17 protein-coding genes are annotated in these 19,781 nt (G+C 59.2%); 3 read left to right on the top strand and 14 right to left on the bottom strand.

The window, feature by feature from the left end:
• Positions 1 to 96 precede the first annotated feature (96 nt).
• Positions 97 to 726, bottom strand: coding sequence for a class I SAM-dependent methyltransferase (locus AC1DWG_RS13940; protein WP_477763751.1), 630 nt, complete (start codon positions 724 to 726; stop codon positions 97 to 99).
• Between the two features lie 173 nt (positions 727 to 899).
• Positions 900 to 1,256: a DUF6124 family protein gene (locus AC1DWG_RS13935; RefSeq protein WP_477763752.1), complete on the bottom strand. Its 357-nt coding sequence runs from the start codon at positions 1,254 to 1,256 to the stop codon at positions 900 to 902.
• Between the two features lie 506 nt (positions 1,257 to 1,762).
• On the opposite strand from AC1DWG_RS13935, the gene AC1DWG_RS13930 reads away from it, so the two are divergent.
• Positions 1,763 to 4,423 carry an RHS repeat domain-containing protein gene (locus AC1DWG_RS13930; RefSeq protein ID WP_477787911.1) on the top strand — a complete coding sequence of 887 codons (2,661 nt, stop codon included), beginning with the start codon at positions 1,763 to 1,765 and terminating at the stop codon, positions 4,421 to 4,423.
• Here AC1DWG_RS13930 and AC1DWG_RS13925 read toward each other — a convergent pair.
• The 11 genes from AC1DWG_RS13925 to AC1DWG_RS13875 all read right to left on the bottom strand — a co-directional run bounded on the left by AC1DWG_RS13925 (position 4,420) and on the right by AC1DWG_RS13875 (position 15,972).
• Positions 4,420 to 5,064 (bottom strand): methionine ABC transporter permease, encoded by a 645-nt coding sequence (locus AC1DWG_RS13925; protein ID WP_108216106.1) that lies wholly within the window; start codon positions 5,062 to 5,064, stop codon positions 4,420 to 4,422. The genes AC1DWG_RS13930 and AC1DWG_RS13925 overlap by 4 nt on opposite strands.
• Positions 5,054 to 6,175: a methionine ABC transporter ATP-binding protein gene (locus AC1DWG_RS13920; RefSeq protein ID WP_477763754.1), complete on the bottom strand. Its 1,122-nt coding sequence runs from the start codon at positions 6,173 to 6,175 to the stop codon at positions 5,054 to 5,056. Before AC1DWG_RS13920 ends, AC1DWG_RS13925 begins: the two co-directional genes overlap by 11 nt.
• 2 nt (positions 6,176 to 6,177) lie before the next feature.
• Positions 6,178 to 6,987, bottom strand: coding sequence for a MetQ/NlpA family ABC transporter substrate-binding protein (locus AC1DWG_RS13915; protein ID WP_477763755.1), 810 nt, complete (start codon positions 6,985 to 6,987; stop codon positions 6,178 to 6,180).
• Positions 6,988 to 7,106: 119 nt separating this feature from the next.
• Positions 7,107 to 8,465, bottom strand: coding sequence for an LLM class flavin-dependent oxidoreductase (locus AC1DWG_RS13910; RefSeq protein ID WP_477787910.1), 1,359 nt, complete (start codon positions 8,463 to 8,465; stop codon positions 7,107 to 7,109).
• Complete coding sequence (locus AC1DWG_RS13905; RefSeq protein WP_477787909.1) at positions 8,465 to 9,658, bottom strand: SfnB family sulfur acquisition oxidoreductase; 1,194 nt, start codon at positions 9,656 to 9,658, stop codon at positions 8,465 to 8,467. The genes AC1DWG_RS13910 and AC1DWG_RS13905 overlap by 1 nt, the downstream gene beginning before the upstream one ends.
• Positions 9,659 to 9,681: 23 nt before the next feature.
• Positions 9,682 to 10,914, bottom strand: coding sequence for an SfnB family sulfur acquisition oxidoreductase (locus AC1DWG_RS13900; protein WP_477787908.1), 1,233 nt, complete (start codon positions 10,912 to 10,914; stop codon positions 9,682 to 9,684).
• A 295-nt stretch (positions 10,915 to 11,209) separates the two neighbouring features.
• Entirely contained in the window at positions 11,210 to 11,974 is a 765-nt protein-coding gene (locus AC1DWG_RS13895) for a hypothetical protein (RefSeq protein ID WP_477763759.1), read from the bottom strand.
• A gap of 483 nt (positions 11,975 to 12,457) precedes the next feature.
• A complete protein-coding gene (tcyN, locus tag AC1DWG_RS13890) occupies positions 12,458 to 13,213 on the bottom strand; it encodes an L-cystine ABC transporter ATP-binding protein TcyN (RefSeq protein ID WP_477753105.1) in 756 nt (251 codons plus the stop codon).
• A gap of 4 nt (positions 13,214 to 13,217) precedes the next feature.
• Positions 13,218 to 13,883, bottom strand: a complete 666-nt coding sequence (tcyL, locus tag AC1DWG_RS13885) for a cystine ABC transporter permease (RefSeq protein WP_046040764.1) — start codon at positions 13,881 to 13,883, stop codon at positions 13,218 to 13,220.
• Entirely contained in the window at positions 13,883 to 14,683 is an 801-nt protein-coding gene (tcyJ, locus tag AC1DWG_RS13880; RefSeq protein WP_223457337.1) for a cystine ABC transporter substrate-binding protein, read from the bottom strand. Before tcyJ ends, tcyL begins: the two co-directional genes overlap by 1 nt.
• A gap of 296 nt (positions 14,684 to 14,979) precedes the next feature.
• Positions 14,980 to 15,972 (bottom strand): D-cysteine desulfhydrase, encoded by a 993-nt coding sequence (locus AC1DWG_RS13875; protein ID WP_477763760.1) that lies wholly within the window; start codon positions 15,970 to 15,972, stop codon positions 14,980 to 14,982.
• Positions 15,973 to 16,162: 190 nt separating this feature from the next.
• Here AC1DWG_RS13875 and epsC point away from each other — a divergent pair, with 190 nt between their 5' ends.
• Together epsC and betT are read left to right on the top strand one after the other, a co-directional pair.
• Positions 16,163 to 17,089, top strand: a complete 927-nt coding sequence (gene epsC / locus AC1DWG_RS13870; protein WP_477753107.1) for a serine O-acetyltransferase EpsC — start codon at positions 16,163 to 16,165, stop codon at positions 17,087 to 17,089.
• Between the two features lie 376 nt (positions 17,090 to 17,465).
• The gene (gene betT / locus AC1DWG_RS13865; protein WP_477753125.1) at positions 17,466 to 19,421 is read left to right on the top strand and encodes a choline transporter BetT; all 1,956 of its coding nucleotides are present in this window, start codon (positions 17,466 to 17,468) and stop codon (positions 19,419 to 19,421) included.
• A gap of 24 nt (positions 19,422 to 19,445) precedes the next feature.
• Here betT and AC1DWG_RS13860 read toward each other — a convergent pair whose 3' ends face one another.
• On the bottom strand, positions 19,446 to 19,706 hold the full coding sequence (locus tag AC1DWG_RS13860; RefSeq protein ID WP_477753108.1) for a hypothetical protein: 261 nt from the start codon (positions 19,704 to 19,706) through the stop codon (positions 19,446 to 19,448).
• Positions 19,707 to 19,781 lie beyond the last annotated feature (75 nt).

The following is a 19,781-nucleotide window of genomic DNA, read 5'->3' as shown; positions in this document are numbered from 1 at the left end:
CTCTGGCAACAAAAGCAAAAGATCGCAGCCTTCGGCAGCTCCTACATCCCACCTACTGTAGGAGCTGCCGAAGGCTGCGATCTTTTGATCTGCGCTTTAGTCAGCGCGCCGCCAGACACTCGCCAACCAAGGCTGCTGCTCCCGCGGCAGCCCTGCCGGCCGGTAGTAATGCTCCAGCTCCACAAACCCCGCCTCGATCAACAATTGCTGCCAGGCCGCCAGGTCGTGGTACGACCCATAACGCGGTCCGTTCCAGCCTTCCTGATTCTCGCCACGTGGATTGGAACTGAACAACACCCCACCCGGTTTCAGCGCTCCCCACAACTGTTTCAACACCCGCGGTAATTCCTGACGCGGAACATGAAACAGCACCGCGTTGGCAAAAATCCCGTCGAAACGCTCGGCCGGCAGATCAAGCTTCAGGAAGTCCTGCTGCCACACCTCGCAACCGCTGTCCTCACGGGCCATCTGCGCGAATTTTTCCGAACCGTCGAGGCCGACCGCCTTGTGGCCCATACGGGTGAAGGTCTGCAAATCGCGACCCGGCCCGCAGCCAAAATCGAGAATGTCGAAAGGCGCCTCACCCTGAATATGCCGCAACAGGGCATCGATGTTCTGGCTGACATCGTGATCGCGCGTGCCTTCTCGGAAACTTTCCGCCGTCGAGTTGTAGTGGCCCAGGGTCGTGGCGGTGATCTGTTCGAGGTCGTCGGGTGTTTGCTTCATGGTCGGCTGCGCAGGTCATTGGGATCTGCCGAATATACGCCATCAGATCTGGGGCTGCTTTGCAGCCCATCGCGGGCAAGCCCGCTCCCACAGGATTGCGCGGTGGTTCAAACGCCACGATACCTGTGGGAGCGGGCTTGCCCGCGATGGCTATCTAAAAGACAAAGAGAGTGTCAGCCCTTTTTCATCCCCAAACACTCAATGGAGTGATCCACCATCGCCTTGGCAATCTCCAGCAAATGCCAGATCGAGTACACCATCGCCCGGTCGGCGCCCTTGAGTTGATCGCCACACTGATACGCCGTGACTGACGCGCATCGCAGCAGGTCGGCGACATAGAGTTGGGTGTCTTCAAAACTCACGTCTTTGCTGACGTTGTAGAAACGCATTTCATCGGTTGGTGCGGGTTGTTTACCGGTGAGGTAGAAATCGATGGCGCGATAGAGCGCTGATCGATCCCTGAGCGGGTCTTCAGTGCTGGTTTCGTTGTCGGGATTTTCGGGAGGCGGATCGGGAACGGATTTCTTCATTGGTAAAACTCCTGGAATTAATTGGAGCCAACCGATATCGCGACTAAACGAACAGGGGTGGCGGCTGCACGCAGGTTAGTCGACCGGTCACCAGGAAACCCGGCGCACCCAAGGGTGCCCTGCGCACAGCCACCATAACTTTCAGGTAATAAAAAACACCTGACATGAGGTGGCGCTGTACGCCTGGTAAGATCCGGGCGACTAAACCCGATCACTGATGAGCAGTGACGGACCGAGACTAGCCACGGAATTCGGCAGGCGCAAGCGAGCGAAATGATCTAGGAAATGTCCTGCAAAAGAAAGGGAACAGACCTGCAAAACCGCTGATTTTCCTGTACGAAAACTTCCCTCTGGAAGTCTGTGATCACCTGTGGCGAGCGAGCCTGCTCCGGGCGGCGTTCCGACGATGGCCATTTCACGGACATCGACCTGTTACTTCTTACAGTTTCGGTCCGGCCAAAAAAAGCCCAGTCTTTCCTCAGTCAAAGCGAAGGACCGTCAATGCCGTGAACGCTCATCACCACACCGCGACACCGACGCTGTCGGTCATCGATCCACGCGCCCTGACGGTTCGCAGCGTCGGCTATTGCCGCCATCCCGACAGCCCGGTGATTGATCCACGCATCACCCGGCAACGCTTCGACGCGGCGGGGCGGTTGTTCGAGTCGTGGGACCCACGTTTGTGGGGCACGGCGCCGATGCCGAACCTGACCACGCTCTACGGCTTGAACGGGCAACCGTTGTTGACGGACAGCGTCGATGCCGGGTGGCAGTTGAGTGTGCTGGATCAGGCGGGTTCGCCCTGTTCATTCTGGGATGCACGAGGCAGTCAGCGTCACACCGAGTTCGACGAACAACAGCGGCCCGTCACCGTCACGGAACAGGCCGTGGGGGAACGACCTCGCGTGGTGGAGCGCTTGACCTATGGCGGTTCCGAACCCGCGTACGCAGCGCACAACCAGTGCGGACAGATGATCCGCCATGACCACCCGGCAGGCACTCAATGGGCTGCCGACTACGGGCTCGTCAGTTCAACACTGGTTGAAGAGCAACGCTTTCTCGCTGACCTCGAAACCCCTGATTGGCCCTTGGATATCAATGACCGAGAGGCGTGGCTGGAAGATCAATCGTTCATCACCCGCCACACCTTCAACCCCGGCGGCGAGCTTCAGCGGCAAACCGATGCCATGAGCAACGTTAGAACCTTTGGCTACGACGTGGCCGGTAAGTTGAGTGAGGCCTGGCTGCACATGGCCGGCGAGGGCAGGCGAGCGCAACGGCTGGTCAGCGACATTCATTACAACGCGCTGGATCAGGTCGAACGTGAAACTACCGGCAATGGCGTGCTGACCCGCGCCGAGTACGCCGCCGATGACGGACGGCTGATTCGGCTGACGGTGGCGGTCGGTAACCAGAACCCCTTGCAGGATCTGCACTACGTCTACGACCCGGTGGGCAACATCGTCGAACTGCACGACCTGTCCCAGCCCGTCAGCCATTTCAACAACCAGCGCATTGAGCCGATCAACCGCTACCGCTACGACAGCCTCTATCAATTGGTCGAAGCCCAAGGCTGGGAGGTCAGCCAGCCGAGCCATGGTCCAGCTCTGCCGACACTGCTGCCCACGCCGCTGGACCCCAACCAACGGCGCAATTACGCCCAGTGCTTCGAGTACGACCGGGCCGGGAACTTGATCACCCGCCACCACAGCGGCGCGCCCGGGTTTTCGATGTTTACCTCGGAACGAAGCAACCGCAGCCTCGGGCAACGGGGCGACGGTTCGCTGCCAGGCGAGTCTGAAGTCGCCTCGGGTTTCGATGCCTGCGGCAACCAGTTGGAACTGCAACGCGGGCAAGCCATGGTCTGGGACATCCGCAATCAATTGCATCAGGTCACCTTGGTCAAACGCGAAACCGAGCCCGACGACTACGAATGCTACCGCTACGACCACCCCGGCCGCCGCTTGCGCAAAATGGGATTCGCCCAAAGCAGCGGCCGCACCCTGCGCACCGAAGTCCGTTACCTCCCCGGTCTGGAAATCCACCGCCAGGCCGATGGCGAAGAACACCACGTCATCAGCGTCGAAGCCGGACGCAGCAACGTGCGGGCGCTGCACTGGCCCCAAGGTGCTCATGACGATCACTTGCACTACAGCCTTAGCGATCACCTCGGCTCCAGCACCCTGGAACTGGATGACGAGGCGGGCGTACTGACCCAGGAACACTATTACCCCTTTGGCGGCACGGCGTGCTGGGCGGGGAAAAGTACGCTGGTGGCGCAGTACAAGACTATTCGCTATTCGGGTAAAGAGCGGGATGCGACCGGGCTTTATTACTATGGCTACCGGTATTACGCGCCGTGGTTGCAACGCTGGATAAGCCCGGATCCGCTTGCTGCAATCGACGGTTTGAATTTCTATCGAGCACTTAGGAACTCGCCAATCACCCTGCGAGAAAAGTTTGGACTCGTCCCCGTACATCCTGACGATGTACATCAAAATGAACGAATAGCAGTCAACTCCGAAGAAGAACAAATTTCAAATGAGTTTTCAGTTGGCGAGTTAGCTGTTGCAAATGCGCTGCCCGTGGCGGAATCCTTGTCGGATCGAATTGCCACTTATTTTGAGTTGAATTCTGCTCGTATAGAGAAAATGAATAAAATGCTCAGACATCAACCATTGAGCGATACGAAGATTCAGTCCGGCAGAATGGTAATTCCAGACGAAGGCGGAACGGCTTTGGTGGATGAATTTATCAACGAATATCTTCCATCCGGCACCTGGATTTTTCGGACTAACTACAAACGTACAAATACCAAAGATTTTTTTGCGAGCGATGTTCAGCTTGTTCAGGTGGCTTTACTAGGTATTTCTGATTATCCCAATATCATTGTCCGGAATGAGGTTAAAAATGAACAGACACTTGAGCTGACCAGTAAATTTGAAAGTGGCACGGAAGAGCTAAAAAATGCTTTTTTTATGACTCCGAATGGGAAAAATACAGCACAGATACTAAAAGCTTTGGCCTTAGACGCAATCAGTGTGACGAGATCTACTAATAAAGGGGCAGATTTTCCCAGTTTTTACGTCAAGGTACGTCCGCAGTTAGCTCATAAAAAAAGAGGATCCTCCGCCCAAGCAGCCGAACGAACGAATCTGCCTTCTTAACGCTTGTTCAACCCCCGCGCCAACCGATCCCCACCGAGTTGAATCACCGCCACCAACGCCACCAGCAGCACAATCACCGTCAGCATGATCTGGCTATCAAACCGCTGATACCCATACCGGTAGGCAATGTCCCCCAACCCGCCTGCACCAATCGCCCCGGCCATGGCCGATGAGTTGATCATGGTCACCAGCGTAATCGTGAACCCGCCGACAATCCCCGGCAGCGCTTCCGGCAACAACACGTGCCAGACGATGTGCCAGCGCCGGCAACCCATGGCTTGCGCCGCTTCGATCAGTCCATGGTCGACCTCGCGCAAGCTGACTTCGGCAATGCGCGCAAAGAACGGTGTAGCCGCGATGGTCAGCGGCACCACGGCCGCCCATACGCCATAGGTGGTACCGACGATCAATCGGGTGAACGGAATCAGCGCCACCATCAGAATCAAAAACGGGACTGAGCGGAATAAATTCACGAATGCGCCCAAAGCACGGTTCAACGCTGGCGCTTCGTAGATGCCGCCTCTGGAGCTGGTGACGAGAATGACCGCCAGCGGAATGCCCGCCAACAGCGCGATCAACGACGAGACGCCGACCATCAGGAACGTGTCGATGAAACCCTGCAGCAAGCGATCAAACCACATAGCCCAATACCTCCACCTGTTGCGCCCAATGGGAGGCGCGTTGACGCAACTCTTCGGCACCGAGAGTCGAGCCTGTCACCGCCAGCAGCAGTTGCCCAAGCGCATGACCCTGAATCCGTTCCACGCCACCCTGCAACAGCCGCACGCGGCCACCGAGGGCGCTGAACAGCGCGGCCAGGTCCGGTTCGTCACGTTGACTGCCGGTAAACTGCAAACGCAGGACCACAGCGGCATCGTGGGACTTCGCTTGCGCCAACAGACGGTTTTGCAGCTCTTTCGGCAATGCGTGTTGCAACGGCGCCAGCAATGTCTTGCTGACCTCGTGCTGCGGATTGCCGAACACTTCCCACACCGGCCCTTGCTCGACGATGCGCCCGTGTTCCAGGACAACCACGCGATCACAGATCTCACGGATCACTGCCATCTCGTGGGTGATCAGCACAATGGTCAGGCCCAGGCGCTGATTTATCTCGCGCAACAGGCCGAGGATCGACTGCGTGGTCTCCGGGTCGAGCGCCGAGGTGGCCTCATCACACAGCAGAATCTCCGGGTCATGCACCAGCGCCCGGGCAATGCCCACGCGCTGTTTCTGCCCGCCCGACAACTGCGCCGGGTAAGCCTTGTGTTTGGCCTGCAAACCCACCAGTTCCAGAAGTTCACGGACTTTCTGCTCGCGTTGTTCCTTGGGCACGCCAGCGACTTTCAACGGCAGTTCGACGTTCTGCCAAACGGTCTTGGCCGACATCAAATTGAAGTGCTGGAAGATCATGCCGATGCGCCGACGCAGCGCCACCAGGCGGTCTTCCTCGAACTCGCCGATGTCGACCTGATCGATCAGCACCCGACCGCTGCTCGGTTGTTCCAGGCGGTTGATGGTGCGGATCAGCGACGACTTGCCGGCGCCGCTGCGGCCGATGATGCCGAACACTTCGCCGCGCTGGATCGCCAGGTCGATACCGTGCAGGGCGGCCACCGGCCCTTGCTGGCCGTTGTAGGTTTTGCCCAGGCCGATGAAGCGGACGTGGGCACGATTGAGCTCGGGATGCAGCTCGGTTTGTTCAGCACGTTGAGGCTCTGGAATCTCCAGTCGCCGTTGGAAGGCGGCGGTCATGCTCAGCTTTCCCAGCCGGCTTGATAGAGCTTGCCGTGGGCTTTATCCAACGCGGCGCGCACAGCGGGTGAGTGCTGGTAGATGTCGACGAACTTGATCAGGCGCGGGTCGGTTTTGCTCTTGGGCTGGATCACGAACTGAATCACGTACTCCTTGTGATCGAGGCCGTCGAACAGCAGCGCGGAGCCCGCATCGAAGGTTTTCGACAAGCGAATGTAGGCCGGGTAGCCCTGCACCAGATCGGCATCGTCATAGGCGCGTACCAGTTGCACGGCTTCGACCTGGAGGATCTTGATGTGCTTCGGGTTGGCGATGATGTCTTCTTCGGTGGCCTTGTAGCCGACGCCGGGCTTGAGGGTGATAAGGCCGGCCTTGGCCAGCAGCTGCAAGCCACGACCGCTGTTGATCGGATCGTTGGCGATGGCCACGCTGGCGCCTTGCGGCAGTTCGTCGAAGCTTTTGTATTTCTTCGAGTAGAGGCCGACGTTGTTGATGATCCCCGGCGCGAATGGCACCAGGTCGAACCCTGACGCAGCCTTGGCGTTTTCCAGGAACGGGATGTGCTGGAAGTAGTTCACGTCGATGTCGCCAGCGGCGAGGCTGACGTTCGGCGCGATCCAGTCGGTGAACTCCACCAGTTCGACTTTCAGTCCTTGTTTGGAGGCCTCTTCGACAGCTGCTTCAAGGGGAATGGCGAAAGCGGCGGTGGTGCCAATTTTCAGGGGGGCGTCGGCGGCGAAGGTCACCGAGCTGAACAGACCGAAGGCCAGGGCCAGTGCTTTGACTGGGTGGGAGAGGTAGTGCTTTTTCATGATGAGTAATCCAGTCAGTGCATAGAATTTGTGGTGTTTGGTCGGGCCTCTTCGCTGGCAAGCCTGCTCCTACAAGGGCCTGCGATCCCCTGTAGGAGCAGGCTTGCCAGCGAAGCTTTTTAGCGGCGATAGGTCGAGCCGGTATGTTGCTCAGGCAAATGCGCCTCCCGCTGAAACAGCTTTTCGCGCAAGGTGCCGCTGTCGTACGCGGTCTTGTACGAGCCCCGCCGTTGCAACTCGGGAATCACCAAATCAATGAAATCCACATAGCTTTCCGGCGTAACAATGCGGGTCAGGTTGAAGCCATCCAGACCCGTCTCGGCGATCCACGATTCCAGTTCATCGGCTACCTGCTCAGGCGAGCCAACCACCGTGATGTAACGACCGCCGAGAGCGTGCTGCTCCAGCAATTTGCGCCGAGTCCAGTCGTTGTTTTGCAGGTGTTTGGTGGCGGACTGGATGGCGTTGCTCTTCACGTACTGGATCGGCTCGTCGATTTCATATTGAGAAAAATCGATCCCGGTGGACGCCGAAAAGTGCGCCACGCCGGCCTCTGCACTGGCGTAGCTCAGGTATTCGGCGTGCTTGGCCCAGGCCAGCTCTTCGGTGGCGCCAACGATCACGTTCAGGCCCATGAACACCTTGATGTCCTCGGGATTGCGCCCGGCTTCGACGGCACTGGCGCGCACCTTGTCCACTTGGGCCTTGGTCGATGCCTTGGTCTGACCACTGATGAACACGCACTCGGCATGTCGCCCGGCGAACAGCAAACCGCGATCCGAGCTGCCGGCCTGGAACAGTACCGGCGTGCGCTGCGGCGAAGGCTCACAGAGGTGATAACCCTCGACCTGATAGAACTCGCCCTTGTGCTCGACCTTGTGCACTTTGTCCGGCTGCGCGTAGATCCGTTGCTGCGGATCGTTGAGTACCGCGCCGTTTTCCCAACTGCCTTCCAGGAGTTTGTAGAGCACCTCCAGGTACTCGTCGGCCTGGTCGTAGCGGCGGTCATGCTCGACCTGTTCGCTCAGGCCCATGGCCTTGGCGGCGCTGTCGAGGTAGCCGGTGACGATGTTCCAGCCGACCCGCCCACGGCTCAGGTGATCCAGGGTCGACAGGCGGCGGGCGAACAGGTACGGCGCTTCGTAGGTGAGGTTGGCAGTCAGGCCGAAGCCGAGGTTTTTCGTCACTGCCGCCATCGCTGAAACCAGCAGCAGCGGATCGTTGACCGGCAACTGGATCGACTCTTTCAGCGGCACGTCCACCGAGTTCTGGTAGACGTCGTAGACCCCGACGATGTCGGCGATGAACAGGCCGTCGAACAACCCGCGCTCCAGCAACTGCGCCAGTTCGGTCCAGTATTCGATCGTGTTGTAGCGGGTGGATGTGTCACGCGGATGCGTCCACAGGCCGTGGTTGATGTGCCCGATGCAATTCATGTTGAACGCGTTGAGCAGGATTTTCTTTTTCGCGGCGGTCATCAAATGGTCCCCCGCAGTGGCGGGTTTTCATCATTGAGGTAGTAATTGCCAACGGCATGGTACTTCCAGCGTACCGGGTCGTGCAGGGTATGCACCCGGGCGTTGCGCCAGTGGCGGTCGAGGCCGTGTTCAATCAGGGTCGCCTGGCTGCCGGCCAGTTCGAACAGCGTGCTGCCGGCGGCCAGGGAGATTTCTGTGCTGAGGGCGCGGGCTTCGGCAACGGCAATCGACGCGGCCGCGACGGTCTGTGCATGGGTGTCGGCCTGGGCCTTGTCGAGGTATTCACCGGCACGTTCCAGCAGTGCCTCGGCAGCGTGCAGGCGAATGCTCAGGTGGCCGAAGCTCTTGAGCGTCAGTGGATCGTCCGTGGCTTTTTCGTGGGTGGCGTCGATCCACGGCCGGGTTTTGGTGCGCACGAAGTGCAGCGCATCTTCATACGCGGCGCGGGCGATGCCGGTGTCGATGGCGGCATGAAGTATCTGCGCCAGCGGACCGACCGGAGTCGGGCGCTCGAAAGCGCTTTGAAAGGGGATCACATCTTCGGCGGCAACAAAGACATCTTCGAACACCACCGAACCGCTGCCGGTGGTGCGCTGGCCGAAGCCGCTCCAGTCGTCGATCACCGTCAGGCCCTTGCTGTTGCGCGGGACGAACGCCAGTTGCTGCACGCCGTTTTCATCCACCACCGAGGTGGGAATGCGCTGGGCGTAAATCGCACCCGTGGCGTAGAACTTGCGACCATTGATGCGATAGCCGCTGCCGTCGCGAGTCAGGCTGGTGACGCGATCGTGTGCGGTTTTGGTGCCGAGTTCGGCCAACGCATTGCCGAAGCGCTGGCCGGCCAAGACTTCGGCGTACAGGCGTTGCTTCTGCTCGTGGCTGCCGTTCACCCGCAGTACTTCGAGTGCATAGAAATGGTTCTGCGGGATCTGCCCCAGGGAGCCATCGGCCCGGGCAATCAGAGCGATGACTTTCGCCAGGGTCACGTTGGATACACCGGCGCCGCCGTATTCCTTTGGCACGCTGATGCCCCAAAGACCCGAGCGGGAAAAAACCTCCAGTTCCGGATGTGGCAAACGGCGCTCGCGGTCGCGTGTGGCGCTGTCGCGTTTGAAATCTTCGGCCAGGTCGCTGGCGACTATCAGGGCTTGTTCATCGCTGGTAATGACCGCGACGTGCTGAGAACTTGTCATGTGTTTCTCCAGATGTCTGGTCGTCAGATCCAGGAATGGCGATTAGGCAGCGTGCTATTGAGGCGATAGGCGCCAACCGCGTGATACTTCCAGCGCACCGGGTCGTGCAGGGTGTGCACCCGGGCGTTGCGCCAGTGACGGTCGAGGTTGAATTCGGCGAGGGTCGCGCGGCTGCCGGCCAGTTCGAGCAGCTTTTCGCTGGCCAGCAACGAGATCTCGGTGGTCAGCACTTTGGCTTCGGCCACGGCAATCGAGGCGCGGGCGGCAGACTCGGCGGTGAATGGTGCGGCGCTGACGTCATCGAGTACTTGCCCTGCTTTGCGCAGCAGCGCTTCGGCAGCGTGCAGTTCGATTTTCAACTTGCCGATATCGGCGATCACGTACAGGTCATCGCTGGCTCGCTCGACCTTGGCGTCGATCCACGGCCGGGCGCGGGTTTTCACGAAGTCGATGGCGTCGTCGATGGCGCCTCGGGCGATACCGGCGTCGATGGCTGCTTGAATCAGTTGCGAGACGGCACCCTGAATGTTCGGCGTGTCGTTGATCCGCCAGTTATCCACCACCAGTTCGGGATCGACCTGCACGTTGTTAAGCAAAATCGTGCCGCTGGCGGTGGTGCGCTGACCAAAACCGGACCAGTCATCGACGATGCGCAAGCCCGGTGTGCCGCGACGGATGAATGCCAGCACTTGTTTGCCATCGTCGTTCAACGCTTTGACCGCGACCCAATGGGCGAACAGTGCTCCCGTGGAATAGAACTTCTGGCCATTGAGGACGCCGTCAGCGGTGATGCGCGCCTTCAGCTCCAGGGTATTTTTGCTGCCGCGTTCCGGCCCGGCATTGCCGATGCGCCAGCCATCGAGGACGCTTTTGAACAGTTGCCTTTTCTGCGCTTCGGTGGCGCTGCCGAGCACCAGGTTGAGAATGCCGAACTGGTTTTGCGGGATCTGCCCAAGCGCCGGGTCTGCCGCGGAAATGATCGCGAAGACCTCGGCCAGGGTGACGAACGAAACCTGCGGGCCTCCGTACTCGCGGGGGATGGAAATGCTGCCCAGGCCGCTGCGGGTGAACTGTTCGATTTCAGACCACGGGAGCTTGCGCTGCCGGTCACGTTTGGCCGCTTGCAGACGGGCGACTTGCGCCAGTTCGTGGGCCGCCTTGATGGCTTGAGCATCGTTGCTCAAGACTTGTGCGGGCAACAACGGGGGGGCGATGTCCAGGTCACTCTGGACGATTGCATCTGCCAGACTGGACATCAGTGCCGCTCCTTGGCTGCACGCAATGCCCTGGCGATCTGCACTGGGGTGATTGTGTTCCGGACCATACCTACCTCACATCTTATGGAAGCGCTGCTTGTGGCGGCGCATGAAAACAAGGATGTCCGGTGGTCCGGTGTATATACCCTAAACGCGTATAAATATTTTATGAACTAACTTTTAGGAATATGCATAGAAGGTCAAAAGATCGCAGCCTGCGGCAGCTCCTACAGGGTTGACGACGATGCGCGTAGGAGCTGCCGCAGGCTGCGATCCTTTGATTTCAAGCCAGGACTCATTGCTTGCGGGATTCGGCAGCCTTGAGCACTTTTTTCGGGAGGACTTTCAGATAAGAATTGGCACAACCGATCTTCAGCGTGCGAGCCGGCGCCCAGCGGGAGTTATTACCCACCCTGTCGAGAATGCAGTACGTCACTTCCAGCCGCAGGTCTTCGCCGGCTTCGAGGATGATGGCCGGCGGTATCCAGACCTGGATCGGCTGGCCCACATCGGCGGACTTGAGCCGTGGCAGATCCATGCGCACATCGCCCCAGCGCAGGGTGATTTCGTCGTCGACGGCCATGTTCAGGTACGGCTCGATGGTCAAGGGAACACCGCGTTTGACCTGGCTCGGATTGACCCCCTGACGACGAATCGCCTCGGGAATGCCCACCGGTGCCAGGCACTGGTTTTCATCGCCGCACAGCGCGGAGGGTTGGCCGCCTGGACAGTCGAGTTTGATCTGCACGTTTCGGCTGGCCGATATCGTCGGGCCCCGGCCAACCTGCATGACCCGGTAGTGAATGCGCGAAGTACCGTTGGCGACAAAACTTTCAGGCACCCGCAGTTGCACCGGTTGGCCGACATTGCAGGTCGTCAGCACGCGGGAGGCCACGTAGCAGTTGTCCCAGAACAGTTCGATCAGGTCGCCTTCGTCCATGGCGGGGTAGGGCGCGACCTCGATCAGCAGGTGCGCCGCGCAAGTGACGTTGATGCCGGTCTTGTTGGATTGCGCCAGGGTCGGGGCCACAAGCCCGGATTTGTTCGAGGTGCTGTTCATGAAGTCTCCTTGAAGTCTTGCAACGAAGTCCGTTTCTGGAATATCAAAAACTAATAATCTCGCAAAAAAACGATTAATTACTTTGGGATTAAATAATGATTAAAGCGTGATGTGTGTCGCTGGCTGGAGACTAGATAAGAGTCAGGAAGATCAGGTGTCAATAAGATTTGTTAGTGATGAGTGATGTGTGCGGTTATTCAGAAAACTCCTACGATCCCAAGTAAGTAAACCATGTCTTTGCGTCGAATTTGTCTGCTGAAAGAGGAGGAGTATGGGTGAATTGGTGCAAATCATCGGCTCGGTCTTGCGATAGAGGATCTGATCGAATTGGCACTGTTTAATTGTTGTGATGATTGTATTTGTAGCGTGCGCGCGTACAGGATTTGCATGTTAAATAGATGAGTTTAGTTTGGTATTAATGAGGCGTATTTCGAGGAGGGGTCACTTCCATCCATGGAAGTTTACCGTTGTTGCGCAGGGTTGTTAGTTGTGGGCGTTATTCAGGAACTTACTCAGGAATTGCTTGGTTCGTTCTTCTTTCGGGTTGGCAAACAACGCCTTCGCTTCGCCTTGCTCGACGATCACGCCCTTGTCGAAAAACACCACACGGTTGGCCACGTCCCGGGCAAAGCCCATTTCGTGGGTGACGATCACCATGGTGCGCTTCTCTTCGGCCAGGCCGCGGATGGTCGCCAATACCTCACCCACCAGCTCCGGGTCGAGGGCCGAGGTCGGTTCATCGAACAGGATCACTTCCGGTTCCATCGCCAGCGCCCGGGCAATCGCCACGCGCTGTTGCTGGCCACCGGAGAGGCGACGCGGGTAAGCGTCTTCCTTGCCCGCCAGGCCAACCTTGGCCAACAGCTTTTTACCCAGGGCAACGGCATCGGCGTGCGGGATCTTCTTGACGATGATCGGGCCTTCGATAACGTTTTCCAGAGCGGTGCGATGGGGGAACAGGTTGAAGTTCTGGAAAACGAAGCCCACATGCTGGCGCAAACGCCGCACCAGGCTCTGCTGCTGGTTCAGGGGACGGCTGGTATCGACCTCGATATCGCCGACCTTGATCCGGCCGCTGGTGGGTTCTTCCAGAAAGTTCAGGCAGCGCAGGAAGGTGGTCTTGCCCGAACCGCTAGGGCCGATGATCGCGACCACCTCGCCTTCCTTGACCTCAAGATCGATGCCGTTGAGCACGACTTGACCCTTGAACTGCTTTGTCAGTTTTTCCACGACAATCATTGGGTCAGGACTCCTGGTCGTGCCGATTGACCCGCGCTTCCAACTGGTTCTGCAGGTGCGAAAGCACCGTGGCCAGGACCCAGTAGATCAGTGCCGCGGCAAGATACATGGTGAAGATTTCGAAGGTGCGGGCGGTGATCAGCTGTGCCTGGCGGAACAGTTCCGGCACCTGGATGGTGGCGGCCAGCGCGGTGTCCTTGACCAGCGAAATGAAGCTGTTGCCCAGCGGCGGCAATGCGGTGCGCATCGCCTGCGGCAGGATGGCCCGGCGCAGGGTCTGCGCGCGGGTCATGCCGATACTGGCAGCCGCTTCCCACTGGCCACGCTCGATGGAACTGATCGCGGCACGCAGGATTTCACAGGCGTAGGCGGCCATGTTCAGCGAGAAGCCGATCAGGGCCGCCGGCAGCGGATCCAGTTCCAGACCCAATTGCGGCAAGCCGTAATAGATCACGAACAGTTGCACCAGCAACGGCGTGCCGCGAAAGAACGACACGTAGATGCGGGCGATCCAGCTCACCAGCTTGAAGCGCGACAGGCGCATCAGCGCCAGGCCGAAGCCCATCACCAGGCCGAAGAACATCCCGCCGAGGCTGAGGATCACCGTGTAGTACGCGCCCTTGAGCAGAAAGGGCGCGGAGTCCAGTGCGAGTTGGAAAGCTTCTCCCATTATTGAGTGACGTCTGCGTTGAAGTATTTTTCCGAGAGCTTTTTCAGGGTGCCATCGGCGCGCAGCTTATCGATGGCCTTGTTCACCGCGGCCAGCAGTTCAGGCTCGCCTTTGCGCAGGGCAATGCCGGCTTCCTGACGGGAGAACGCATCACCGGCGGCGGTGGTGTCCTTGGCCTTTTTGGCGTATTCCAGCGCGGCGAGGCGGTCGATCAGAATGGCGTCGATACGGCCGACACGCAGGTCCTGGAACTTGGTCGGATCATCTTCGTAGGTGCGGATGTCAGCGGTCGGCACATTGGCTTTCACCCACTCTTCGTAGTTGGTGCCCAGGCCTACGCCGACTTTCTTGCCAGACAGGTCGGCGGCGGACTTGATGTTCAGCTCGGCGGCCTTCTTCGTCAGCACCAGCGCCTGAATACCGGAAACGGTGTAGGGCTCGGAGAAGTCATACTTCTTCTTGCGCTCTTCGGAGATGGTTACCTGGTTGATCACTGCGTCCAGGCGCTTGGATTCCAGGGCGGCGAGGATGCCGTCCCATTTGGTCGGTTGCAGTTTGACTTTGACACCCAGCTCTTTGGCCAGGGCTTCGGAGAACTCGACTTCGAAGCCGGTCAGTTTGCCGTCGGCGTCGACGAAACTGAACGGTGGGTAGGTGCCTTCCAGGCCAACGTTGATCACGCCGGCGTCTTTGATTTTTTGCAGTTGCTCACCGGCAACCGCCTGGCCAATCAGGCCGGCGCTCAGTGCCAGGCCCAGCGATCCCACCAGCAGATTGCGACGTAGTGCGGAAAAATTCATGACAAGCCCCTGTGTTTTCTTATGGAAGACGCTTAAGGAAAGTTGGCAAATTCGGGATTCGGACGACTGCAATATCCTGCCTTAATGCAGCTTATGCGTCTCCTTGCAAATTCGCCTGCGGCGTGACTATAAGACGACACAGTTAGATAATAAAATAATAAATATTCTATTTGTTATTCGCTAATTGAATATTCGGTGCCATAGGAAAAGATCGCAGCCTGCGGCAGCTCCTACAGGTGCATGCCGATCCATGTAGGAGCTGCCGCAGGCTGCGATCTTTTGATCTTCTGAATCGCTTACAGAAAATCCTTATAGGCAAACAACGCCGGCGCCCCACCGGTGTGCAGGAAGATAATCGGGCCTTCGTCGAAACGCTGACGCCCGATCCCATCCAGCAACCCCGCCATGGCCTTGCCAGTGTAGACCGGGTCCAGCAGCAAGCCTTCCTGACCTGCCAGCAGCTTCACCGCCGCCAGTGTCCCGGCGTTCGGTTCGCCATAACGCGGGGCGAAATACTCGTCCCACAACTCGACTTTGAAAGCGTCCGGCAGGTTCACGCCCAGCAGCTCGGCGGTGCGTTCGGCCAGGCCTTGAACCTTTGGCCGCTGATCTTCATCGCTGCGCGAAACCGTCACGCCGATCACTGGCAGATCCGGCAGTGCTTCACTCAAGGCCAGCGCCAGTCCGCTGTGAGTGCCGGCGCTGCCCGAGGCCAGGACCACGGCGGCGAACTGCAGGCCGGTGTCCTTGATCTGTTCGGCCAGTTCCAGCCCGGCGCGCACGTAGCCCAGGGCGCCCAGCGCATTTGAACCACCGATCGGCACCAGATAGGGCTTCTTGCCGTTGCTGCGCAGTCTGTCAGCCAGGGCTTGCAGTTGTTCGTCGGCGTTGTCGAGGTTTTCCACCAATTCGACCTTGGCATCGAACAGGTCAAGCAGCAGGCGGTTGCCGTTGCCGGTGTAATTGCTGTCGTTAGTGCCGAGAGGGTTTTCCAGAAGGGCTACGCAGCCCAGACCCAACTTGGCGGCAATGGCGGCCGTCTGGCGTACATGGTTCGATTGCAACGCGCCGGCGGTGATCAAGGTGTCGGCACCCTGGGCCAAGGCATCGGCGGCCAGATACTCGAGTTTGCGCAGCTTGTTGCCGCCCATCGCCAGCGGCGTCAGGTCATCGCGCTTGACGTACACGTCGCGGCCCAACCAGGTCGACAGGCGTTCGAGTTTTTCCAGGGCGGTGGGCTGACCGAGCAGGTCGAGGCGGTTAAAGCGGGCGAGTTGTTGTTTGATCATGGGTCCGTACTGGCCGTGGAAGATCTCAGGACTATAGGCAGGCCCCAAAGCCTGGGCAACCGTCAATCGCTTATAGCCAATCGAACTGAGCACAGCACTATTGGTTCTTAATTTGCCTCGTGACCCTTGCCGTAAAGTAATCGCCGTCAGTGCGGCCAGACAGTCCGGTCGCCCGTGAGGAGTTTTTACCGTGAGTGAGCGTTCCAGCCATTGGCAATTGCAGACCATCGTCAGTCAGCTGCGCACGGCACGTGAGCAGTGGCGTGCACAAAACGGCCGGGCCAGCGGCGAGCAGGGCGGTCGCGAACTGCCCTCCCGGGCGGCCATGGCAGAGATTCTCGAAGCCCTGTGCGGCGCGCTGTTCCCGATGCGCCTGGGGCCGGTGGACTTGCGTGAGGAGAGTGAAGACTTCTACGTCGGTCATACGCTGGATGTGGCGCTGAATGCGCTGTTGGCCCAGGCGCGACTCGAATTGCGCTACGCCGCGCGCCACAGCGCCCAGGCCGATACCGAGGTCGAAGCCAAAACCATCCAGATCATTCAGGACTTCGCCCTCGCTTTGCCTGGGTTGCGCAGCCTGTTGGACACCGACGTGCTCGCGGCCTATCACGGTGACCCGGCGGCCCGCAGTGTCGATGAAGTGCTGTTGTGCTACCCGGGGATTCTGGCGGTGATTCACCACCGGCTGGCCCACCATTTGTACCGTGCCGGGCTGCCGTTGCTGGCGCGGATCAGCGCGGAAATCGCCCACTCGGCCACCGGCATCGACATTCACCCCGGCGCGCAGATCGGCCGCAGTTTCTTTATCGACCACGGTACCGGCGTGGTGATCGGCGAAACCGCGATCATCGGCGAGCGCGTGCGGATTTATCAGGCGGTGACTTTGGGCGCCAAGCGCTTCCCGGCGGACGAAGACGGTCAGTTGCAGAAGGGCCAGCCACGGCATCCGATTGTCGAGAATGACGTGGTGATTTATGCCGGGGCGACGATTCTTGGCCGGATCACCATCGGTCAGGGTTCGACCATCGGCGGCAATGTCTGGCTAACCCGTAGCGTGCCGGCGGGCAGCAACCTGACCCAGGCGAATCTGCAGTTGGATGATGGGGCGCAGAAGTAATGCCCCGGCTTTTTGGTGAGAGATAGTTTTCGCTGGCTGTAGGAGCTGTCGAGTGAAACGAGGCTGCGATCTTTTCAAGTGCACCGCAAAAGTCAAAAGATCGCAGCCTGCGGCAGCTCCTACAGAATCCCCCAAATCCCACCTCATCCCCTTCCTTAAGCTCGTGTAGGAAAGCTACCGCCGAGCCCTGCGATTAGTCCTTAGCCCCCTATCCATGTTTAACTTGAACGTTCATTCAAGTTAAACCGGCGGTTCGCTGCCCGCTCACAACAGGAGGCTTGCCTTTGCTGAGTCCGATTTCTACAGCCACGATTTTCCCCTCCGAGGTGCACCGAACGTGAGTGCATCGTCCATCCCTCCAAGCGGCCTGATCCGCATGAATCCGCCGGTGTTCTGGTTCTCGGCGAGTTTCATCCTGTTGTTTGGTGTCGTTGTCATCGCCATGCCAGAGCAGGCCGGTGCCTGGTTGCTGGCGGCGCAAAACTGGGCGGCAAACACGGTCGGCTGGTATTACCTGCTGGCGATGACCCTGTATCTGGTCTTCGTGGTGGTCACTGCCTTGTCCGGCTACGGCAAGATCAAGCTCGGTGCCGACCACGACGAACCCGAATTCAGTTATTTGTCCTGGGCCGGCATGCTGTTCGCCGCCGGGATCAGCATCACCCTGTTTTTCTTCTGCGTGTCCGAGCCGCTGACCCACATGCTGCAACCGCCCCAAGGCGAGGCCGGTACGGCGGAGGCGGCGCGCCAGGCGATGCAGATTCTGTTTCTGCACTGGGGCCTGCATGGCTGGGGCGTGTTCGCCTTTGTCGGCATGGCGCTGGCCTACTTTGCCTACCGGCATAACCTGCCACTGGCCCTGCGCTCGGCGCTGTATCCGCTGATCGGCAAGCGCATCAATGGCCCCATCGGTTATGCGGTGGATGGCTTCGGCATCATCGCCACGGTGTTCGGCCTCGGTGCCGACATGGGCTTCGGCGTGTTACACCTCAACTCGGGCCTGGACTACCTGTTCGGCATCGCCCACACCCAATGGGTTCAGGTCGGCCTGATCACCTTGATGATGGGCGCTGCGATCATTGTTGCCGTATCCGGCGTCGACAAGGGTGTGCGGGTGATGTCCGACATCAACATGCTGCTGGCCTGTGCGCTGTTGCTGTTCGTGTTGTTCGCCGGCCCCACGCAGCACTTGCTCAACACGCTGATCCAGAACGTCGGCGACTATCTCGGCGCCTTGCCGATGAAGAGTTTTGATCTGTACGCCTACGGCAAACCCAGCGACTGGCTGGGCGGCTGGACGGTGTTCTACTGGGCCTGGTGGATCGCATGGTCGCCGTTCGTGGGCCTGTTCATCGCACGGATTTCCCGTGGCCGGACCATCCGTGAATTTGTCTTCGGCGTGCTGTTGATTCCGCTCGGCTTCACCCTGGCGTGGATGTCGATCTTCGGCAACAGCGCCATCGATCAAGTGCTCAACCACGGCATGAGCGCGCTCGGCATGTCGGCCATCGACAATCCGTCGATGACGCTCTATCTGCTGCTGGAAACCTACCCGTGGAGCAAAACCGTCATCGCGGTCACGGTGTTCATCAGCTTCGTGTTCTTCGTCACCTCCGCCGACTCCGGCACCGTGGTGCTCTCGACGCTGTCCGCCAAGGGCGGCAACCCGGATGAAGACGGGCCGAAATGGCTGCGGGTGTTCTGGGGGGCGATGACCGCACTGGTGACCAGTGCTTTGCTGTTTTCCGGCAGCATCGATGCGTTGAAGTCGGCGGTGGTTCTGACCTCGCTGCCGTTCTCGTTGATTCTGCTGTTGATGATGTGGGGGCTGCACAAGGCGTTTTATCTGGAATCGCAGAAGCAGATTGCGCAGATGCATTCATTGGCACCGGTGTCCGGTTCACGGCGGGGCGGCTGGCGTCAGCGTTTGAGCCAGGCGGTGCATTTCCCGTCGCGGGATGAGGTCTATCGCTTCCTCGACACAACGGTGCGCCCGGCGATTGAAGAGGTCTCGGCGGTATTCATCGAGAAGGGCCTCAAGGTCATCACGCATCCAGAACCGGTCAACGACAGCGTCAGCCTGGAAATCGGTCACGGTGACGAACATCCATTTATCTACCAGGTGCAAATGCGCGGCTACTTTACGCCGTCGTTTGCCCGGGGTGGCATGGGTTCCAAGGAACTCAACAACCGTCGTTACTACCGCGCCGAAGTGCATTTGAGCGAGGGCAGCCAAAACTACGATCTGGTGGGTTACACCAAGGAGCAGATCATCAACGACATCCTCGACCAGTACGAACGGCACATGCAGTTCCTGCATCTGGTGCGTTGATCGCGGGCAGGGCGCCGGGGCTTTTCAGGTCTCGGCGCTCAGCACCATGAACAACACCAGCGCCGCCACCGGAATGCTGAACACCATCGTGCCGATCCCCAGTTCCGTACTCAATGCCTGTCCGGCGGTCACCACGCCGATGGCGCCGTTGATCACTGTCAACGCCAGCCACAGGATCACGAAACTGTAGGTGAGTGTCTGACGGCTGAAGCCGAGTTTCTCGCCGATGAACAGCATCATCGCGAGCAGGACCAGGCCGAAGGTGATGATGATCGTGGTGTGCATGGCTTGCTCCATCCTTGCGATAGCTATCGCTTCTTCGTTGCTTCGGCGACTTTGTTCCTGCCGGGCCTGATTGCG

The sequence above is a fragment of the Pseudomonas sp. P4_B3 genome, from assembly GCF_056402295.1.
This window is presented reverse-complemented; position numbering and strand designations above follow the sequence as displayed.

Coding starts and splice junctions, on each gene's coding strand:
- AC1DWG_RS13940 (WP_477763751.1), bottom strand. CDS start 726: ATGAAGCAAACACCCGACGACCTCGAACAGATCACCGCCACGACCCTG.
- AC1DWG_RS13935 (WP_477763752.1), bottom strand. CDS start 1,256: ATGAAGAAATCCGTTCCCGATCCGCCTCCCGAAAATCCCGACAACGAA.
- AC1DWG_RS13925 (WP_108216106.1), bottom strand. CDS start 5,064: ATGTGGTTTGATCGCTTGCTGCAGGGTTTCATCGACACGTTCCTGATG.
- AC1DWG_RS13920 (WP_477763754.1), bottom strand. CDS start 6,175: ATGACCGCCGCCTTCCAACGGCGACTGGAGATTCCAGAGCCTCAACGT.
- AC1DWG_RS13915 (WP_477763755.1), bottom strand. CDS start 6,987: ATGAAAAAGCACTACCTCTCCCACCCAGTCAAAGCACTGGCCCTGGCC.
- AC1DWG_RS13910 (WP_477787910.1), bottom strand. CDS start 8,465: ATGACCGCCGCGAAAAAGAAAATCCTGCTCAACGCGTTCAACATGAAT.
- AC1DWG_RS13905 (WP_477787909.1), bottom strand. CDS start 9,658: ATGACAAGTTCTCAGCACGTCGCGGTCATTACCAGCGATGAACAAGCC.
- AC1DWG_RS13900 (WP_477787908.1), bottom strand. CDS start 10,914: ATGTCCAGTCTGGCAGATGCAATCGTCCAGAGTGACCTGGACATCGCC.
- AC1DWG_RS13895 (WP_477763759.1), bottom strand. CDS start 11,974: ATGAACAGCACCTCGAACAAATCCGGGCTTGTGGCCCCGACCCTGGCG.
- tcyN (WP_477753105.1), bottom strand. CDS start 13,213: ATGATTGTCGTGGAAAAACTGACAAAGCAGTTCAAGGGTCAAGTCGTG.
- tcyL (WP_046040764.1), bottom strand. CDS start 13,883: ATGGGAGAAGCTTTCCAACTCGCACTGGACTCCGCGCCCTTTCTGCTC.
- tcyJ (WP_223457337.1), bottom strand. CDS start 14,683: ATGAATTTTTCCGCACTACGTCGCAATCTGCTGGTGGGATCGCTGGGC.
- AC1DWG_RS13875 (WP_477763760.1), bottom strand. CDS start 15,972: ATGATCAAACAACAACTCGCCCGCTTTAACCGCCTCGACCTGCTCGGT.
- betT (WP_477753125.1), top strand. CDS start 17,466: ATGAATCCGCCGGTGTTCTGGTTCTCGGCGAGTTTCATCCTGTTGTTT.
- AC1DWG_RS13860 (WP_477753108.1), bottom strand. CDS start 19,706: ATGCACACCACGATCATCATCACCTTCGGCCTGGTCCTGCTCGCGATG.